Source organism: Vibrio sp. 10N.222.52.C12 (genome assembly GCF_041474215.1).
In the GTDB taxonomy this organism is placed as follows: Bacteria; Pseudomonadota; Gammaproteobacteria; order Enterobacterales; family Vibrionaceae; genus Vibrio; species Vibrio crassostreae_C.
Genome location: NZ_JBFRTR010000115.1, coordinates 77766 through 83934, shown reverse-complemented (window position 1 = coordinate 83934; position 6169 = coordinate 77766). Strand labels below are relative to the sequence as shown.

Genomic DNA, 6169 nt, shown 5'->3' with positions numbered 1-6169 from the left:
GTATATAGACATGTTGATTAATAAGTGTGCCATTCATAAAAAGAATTTATATTTTTTGACATTGGACAATAATGTTATAAAAAATTCAATCATTGAAAGCAAATATTATAAAGAATTCTCTCTAGAAGAGATATCCTCGGCTAAAAGCATTACATTCATATCATTGAATAAAAATAATAGTTTTTTATTCAATGATATTTGTTCTTTCAATGAGACTTCTATCGAAAAAATATACGTACATTTAACCGAAGATGAATTAACTCGTTGGGTTAAAACTAAGAGTAAAAATGGTTTTTTGAAAGTAACGCCTCGTAATTATATGTCTGATGATTGTATAACAGTCTTGAAAAAAATAAGAAATTTCATAGCAGCAGAAAAAGCATTTAATCAAGATTTACAATACGTTTTAGAAAGGAGTGATTTTAACATTACGGATGCGCGAGATGCATTCTCTGTTATGCCGACTAAAGAATTAGAAAAATTTCAAGAGTTGTATAAATTAAAATCACAGGCGATAAATCCCGAGGAAAAAATATTAATAGGAGCTAAACGTGGGGTGTTTACACTTTCTGAAACTATTAGTATTTTAAATGATCTTGATAAAAAAGGTGCTTTGCTAGATTACAAGTACATGATATTTACTTACAATAAAAGGCGGAAATATAGAATTCTTCTGGATGTTTACTGTGCCTACTTAAGATTTTTCAAAAGGAAAAATATTGATATTAGTTTCCCAACAGTAACGAATGGTGTTACGTACAACGCCCTAGTTATGTCTTGCAACCATATAATATTGCAAGACAGAGGTAGTATGACAACAATAAAGGAGTATATAAGAATGGAGCGGGGTATAGTGCATGTGCGAGATAAATCACGAAATTATAGAGAGCTTACTGAAACTATTGGTGTACAAGTTGAAAGTTATCAAAACTTTTCAGAATTGGCTTCAAATATTGTAAATAGTAAGATAAATATCAAGGAAAACAGTCTACTTGTAGTCAATTTCTTTAATAAGAGTTTTGAACGTTTAAGAAAGGTTTACTCTTGATAAGTCTATTTTTAAGTTAAGATTTTTGTTATGAATATTGCGGAATTAAAATTATCTGATGCTCTAGAAATTGCACGAGGTTCTGAACGCGTGGTTTATGTTCATCCAGAAAACCCAAGTTTGTGCATAAAAATTCGATACCAAACTAAACGGTCAAGAAACGAAAGTGAACGTGAGTTCTCTTATATGCAATCACTAAAGAAAAGAATGGATATTTCAGATTTACCCTTTGCTTTACCTATAGAATGGGTGGACACTAACTTAGGCTGTGGCTTGGTGTGTCCATTAATAAAAGGCGAAGATGGAAAGATAGCTAAGAACTTAGCGAAAGATCGAACTCATCCTAAGCTTGAGTTACTAGTCGATGAATTCTGCCGAAAGCTTATATCAAAAAAAATATCTGTCATAGATCTTGTATCAGGTAATTTAGTTATTGCCTATTACCAAGGAAGAGAGCAGGTTGTGATGATTGACGGTTTTGGTTTTACTAATGACTTTCTTAAACTCCTCTACCACATATCACCTGCCATCACTCAAAGGCAAACTCAGCGCAGAGTTGCTTTGCTTAAAAAGAGATTTGGTTTCAATTAGTTTTAGTAAAGGGCGTAATTATGCAAAAAATTCTTGTAGTACGTAATGACAAAATTGGTGATTTCATGCTCGCATGGCCAAGCTTTGCAATGTTAAAGGTGTCCTTACCTAATACTCATATTACTGCATTGGTTCCTAAATATACTGTCGCGCTTGCGGAACTTTGCCCATGGATAGACTCAGTATTGCTCGATCCAACAGAGAACTCGAGTAAAGAAGAACAAAAAAAACTGTTAGAAAAAATAAAGACTGAAAAGTTTGATGTTTCAATTAACTTCTTTTCAACAGCATATAACGCCAAGTTAGTGTGGAAAGCTAAAATACCTTATCGTTTGGCACCTGCAACCAAGTTTACCCAAATCCTATACAACAAACGAATTGTTCAGCGTCGTTCTAAATCATTAAAATCAGAATATGAGTACAACTTAGACTTAGTTCGTTCTTTTCTAGATGATATTAATAAACCGATCGTAGAACCTAGTACCCCGTATTTAACTTTTTCTGAGAGTGAACTAATTACTCAAAAGAACAAGCTTGCTGAAATACTAGAGCTTGATAAAAATAGGTCATGGTTGTTTGTACATGCTGGAACTGGTGGATCAGCTAACAATTTATCACTTAACCAATACAGGGATCTTATTGCTGGCTTGGCGGCAAAGTTCGAAATAGTACTTACAGCTGGCCCTGGAGAAGAAGGTAAGGCACAAAAACTGAAAAATTTGTTAGCTAAAATAGACGTTGAAGCTCGTGTTTATGACAAAAATGACGGTTTGGTAGACTTTTCTCGCTCGCTAGCATGTGCTGATTTATTTACTGCAGGGTCAACAGGCCCATTACACATTGCTGCTGCTCTTGACGTACCTACAATTGGGTTCTTTCCGAGTAAAAGGTCAGCAACACCTTTACGTTGGCGTCCATTAAACTCAGTTGACACGCATATCGCCTTTTGTCCTCAAAATGCAAGCAGTAGAGGTGAACAAGATGATTTGACTCGCATAGATATTTCATACGTGCTTGAAACAATAGAGCCATGGATAAGCAATCTAAAGTCCTCAGTTAAAGGAATGTAACTAGATTTTATCTTGATCAGACTGAGATCGTGTATGGGTTCTCTCCCATAAATCGGCATATTTTACAAAGGTGGAATGTGCCGATAATAAAGAAATGAGTAAGCCTTGCTTACCATCTAAAAAGCCAGCTCTAAGGAAATACATCTTTATAAAACATCCAACAGAGTGAAAGAGACCTTGAGTTAAACTTGCTGTCTTACCTTGTTTTTCTCGTTGATCTGCCCAAGCTTTCGCATAGCCAGCTGATTTTAAAAGGTAATGATTCATATCATTATAGGTATAATGCACAAGGTCTCCTTGTAATATCTTCACTTGCACATCTTTTGTAACGTAAACCTTTTCGTGTACTAGAGCGTCATTATAGCCTGTTAAACGGGTGCGATATAAGCGCAAAACTTTATCTGGATACCAACCACAATGGCGTATGTATCGACCAAAAACCCAGCTTAATCGAGTCAATCCATATACAGTGTTTGAATTGTCAGAATTGACCGCCTCTAAAATACTCAGTTTTAGTTCAGGGGTAACTCGCTCATCTGCATCAAGCCAAAGGACGTAATCCGATTCGACATGCTGTTGTGCAAGTTGCCTTTGCATCCCAAATCCAGGCCAATCAAAATTAACAAAAAACTTGTCAGTAAAACTCCTAGCTATTTGCTCAGTACCGTCGGTGCTCCCTGAGTCTAGAATCACTATTTCGTCAACCCAATCACTGACTGTATCTAGGCATGCTTTTAGGTGTTGTGCTTCATTTTTTACGATAAGAGCTACCGCAATTGTTGGTTTACTTGCCATTTGAGTTCCTGAGCTAATCTTATCGCAATAGGTTTAATTCTTGGGTGACTTTATCAAACATTTTAATGACCGAATCAGAAGAGATTCTATTCATCGCATTTTTATCTTTTGCACGTGCTCGCCAGCTTAATTGGGTCAAATCTTTGCCTGTCTCCTCTAAAATGGCTTCCTCATAGGCTGAAACTACATAGTCTAGGTAACGGAATGGCCCGGTTCGATTGGGGTTGTGATGAGCATACAAACCGATAACCGGCGTTGCCATTGTATTTGCCATGTGAGTAGGACCTGTGTCAGGAGCGATGATTAAATCAGCCTTATCAATGAGAGCAAGCATCTCTTTTAATGAGCTTTTTCCAACAAGGTCAGTAACACTCTCGTTTAGACCACCTTGCACCTCTTGTGCTAGTTCAAGTTCTACTTTAGCGGGACTGCCTGCGAGAAGAACGTTCCAACCATGACCTAAAGCGTGATTAATTACATCTTGATAGCCACTGGCATTCCAGTTTTTATATGACTTGCTAGCAGCAGGTACTACGACCAAATTCGGCTTTTCATTAGAAATGTGCTTTGATGCCCACTCTAGGTCTGTTGAGGAGTAGTGAAGGCCCCATACCGGTTGCATGTTCGTTATACCTAAAGTTTTGCCAAAGGCTAGTAAGCCATCGAGCACGTGCATAGTATTTGGTGATGGCACTTTGATGTTAGTAAACAAGGTTTGAAAGTCTTGGCTCCTACTGCTATCAAACCCAAGTTTATAACGGGATTTGATGCCTAAGGTTGCTAAACTAGCGCGCAAAGCATATTGCATATGCAGTAAGGCGTCGAAGTGATAATTCCTGAGAGCTTTCCAAAGGTTTATATACGCTTTCCAGCCTCCACTCTTATCAAACGTAACAACTTTTATGCCTTCTAGCTCGGAGATTAACTTGCTCTCTAGATGACCTGTTACCCAGACGATTTCAGTCGATGGCCATTGTCTTTGAATTGCCTTGACGGCAGCGACCGTATTGCAAACATCACCGATAGCGGAAAGTCTTAAAATACAGAGCGAATTAGGTGGTTGGCGAAACAAAGTCATGTATTAGTTTTCAGTTAGCGAGGAAGTATGAATTATGCAGAGTTATAGTAAAAATGTAAAATTCAATAGCAACATGACCCAGTCTTTTATTGGGTTAAAAGTAGGTTTTGCTCTCAGATATACAAACACATAGGACAAACAATGTGGTTTCGTTATAATGATCTGTACTAGATTCTGCACTGCCTCCGCCTCAGATAGTTTGCGACTAGAACTGAGAATTAACACGATACTTTTTTCTTGCAGTATGGTGTTACTTGCGTTTACTAGAATTAGGAAAGGCGTCTAGTCTCGATTGTTTCACCAAGAGCTAAAGTGCTTGACAGACAGTGGATAGCAAAAGTCCACCTCATTTGAATTTCAAAAATAAAGAAAACAGAGAAACTCATCCAATGAATTCTATTTTACCCCTCATCGGTCGTACCGATGCTTTGTTTACTCAAGACATCGGTCAGCATGAAGCTGAGCTATCTCGTATTGTTTCTGAATCCCGCTTCCTTGTACTTGGTGGCGCAGGCTCCATTGGCCAAGCGGTTACTAAAGAGATCTTTAAACGCAACCCTAATAAATTGCATGTTGTTGATATCAGTGAAAATAACATGGTGGAGGTGGTTCGAGATATTCGTAGCTCTTTTGGTTACATCGATGGTGACTTTCAAACTTTTGCTCTTGATATCGGTTCGATTGAGTATGATGCGTTCATTAAGGCAGATGGCCAATACGATTACGTATTGAACTTATCGGCACTTAAGCATGTCCGTAGTGAAAAAGATCCGTACACGCTAATGCGAATGATCGATGTGAATGTGTTTAATACTGATAAAACTATTCAACAATCGATTGATGCTGGGGCGAAGAAATATTTCTGTGTCTCGACAGATAAAGCGGCAAATCCAGTCAATATGATGGGAGCATCAAAGCGTATTATGGAGATGTTCCTAATGCGTAAAAGTGAAGAGATGGCTATCTCGACAGCACGTTTTGCTAACGTGGCATTCTCTGATGGTTCCCTATTACACGGCTTTAACCAACGCCTATTGAAAAACCAACCTATCGTGGCGCCAAATGACATTAAACGCTACTTCGTCACGCCTCAAGAGTCTGGTGAGTTATGCTTAATGTCGTGTATTTTTGGTGAAAACAGAGACATCTTCTTCCCTAAACTTAGTGAAGCACTTCACTTAATCTCATTTGCAGATATTGCTGTGAAGTACCTTGAGCAACGCGGTTACGAACCTCATCTTTGTGAAAGCGAAGATGAAGCCCGTGAGTTGGCGAAAACACTTCCATCACAAGGCAAGTGGCCTTGTTTGTTTACGTCTAGTGACACTACTGGTGAGAAAGACTTTGAAGAGTTTTTTACCGATAAAGAAACACTCGATATGGAGCGTTTTGCAAACCTAGGCATTATTAAAAACGACCCTTTGTATCAGCAAGAGTTACTGAATTTATTTGAAAGTACAATTGGTCAAATGAAATCAGATCGAGAGTGGAGCAAAGAGCAAATCGTCGAGCTATTCTTTACTATGATTCCTGACTTTGGACACAAAGAAACAGGCAAATATCTAGACAGTAAAATGTAGGAGAGAA

Annotated in this window: 6 protein-coding genes; 4 read left to right on the top strand and 2 right to left on the bottom strand. The window is 37.9% G+C overall.

From position 1 onward, the window contains the following. The 3 genes from AB4623_RS20070 to AB4623_RS20060 form a co-directional block, all read left to right on the top strand. On the top strand, window positions 1–1048 hold a 1048-nt coding region (locus AB4623_RS20070), incomplete at its 5' end, for a hypothetical protein (protein ID WP_372147266.1). Between the two features lie 30 nt (window positions 1049–1078). Further along, window positions 1079–1639 carry a YrbL family protein gene (locus AB4623_RS20065; RefSeq protein WP_017066303.1) on the top strand — a complete coding sequence of 187 codons (561 nt, stop codon included), beginning with the start codon at window positions 1079–1081 and terminating at the stop codon, window positions 1637–1639. 20 nt (window positions 1640–1659) lie between these two features. Beyond that, window positions 1660–2709 carry a glycosyltransferase family 9 protein gene (locus tag AB4623_RS20060; RefSeq protein ID WP_372147264.1) on the top strand — a complete coding sequence of 350 codons (1050 nt, stop codon included), beginning with the start codon at window positions 1660–1662 and terminating at the stop codon, window positions 2707–2709. Here the strand turns inward: AB4623_RS20060 and AB4623_RS20055 are convergent, their stop codons facing one another. Together AB4623_RS20055 and AB4623_RS20050 are read right to left on the bottom strand one after the other, a co-directional pair. Then, window positions 2710–3504, bottom strand: coding sequence for a glycosyltransferase family 2 protein (locus AB4623_RS20055; RefSeq protein WP_017066301.1), 795 nt, complete (start codon window positions 3502–3504; stop codon window positions 2710–2712). Window positions 3505–3523: 19 nt separating this feature from the next. Beyond that, window positions 3524–4582: a glycosyltransferase family 9 protein gene (locus tag AB4623_RS20050; RefSeq protein WP_017066300.1), complete on the bottom strand. Its 1059-nt coding sequence runs from the start codon at window positions 4580–4582 to the stop codon at window positions 3524–3526. A gap of 389 nt (window positions 4583–4971) precedes the next feature. On the opposite strand from AB4623_RS20050, the gene AB4623_RS20045 reads away from it, so the two are divergent. Beyond that, a complete protein-coding gene (locus AB4623_RS20045) occupies window positions 4972–6162 on the top strand; it encodes a UDP-N-acetylglucosamine 4,6-dehydratase (protein WP_102428040.1) in 1191 nt (396 codons plus the stop codon). Window positions 6163–6169 lie beyond the last annotated feature (7 nt).

Excerpts from the sequence above, each read along its gene's own strand:
- AB4623_RS20045 (WP_102428040.1), top strand. The coding sequence starts at position 4,972 with ATGAATTCTATTTTACCCCTCATCGGTCGTACCGATGCTTTGTTTACT.
- AB4623_RS20055 (WP_017066301.1), bottom strand. The coding sequence starts at position 3,504 with ATGGCAAGTAAACCAACAATTGCGGTAGCTCTTATCGTAAAAAATGAA.
- AB4623_RS20060 (WP_372147264.1), top strand. The coding sequence starts at position 1,660 with ATGCAAAAAATTCTTGTAGTACGTAATGACAAAATTGGTGATTTCATG.
- AB4623_RS20065 (WP_017066303.1), top strand. The coding sequence starts at position 1,079 with ATGAATATTGCGGAATTAAAATTATCTGATGCTCTAGAAATTGCACGA.
- AB4623_RS20050 (WP_017066300.1), bottom strand. The coding sequence starts at position 4,582 with ATGACTTTGTTTCGCCAACCACCTAATTCGCTCTGTATTTTAAGACTT.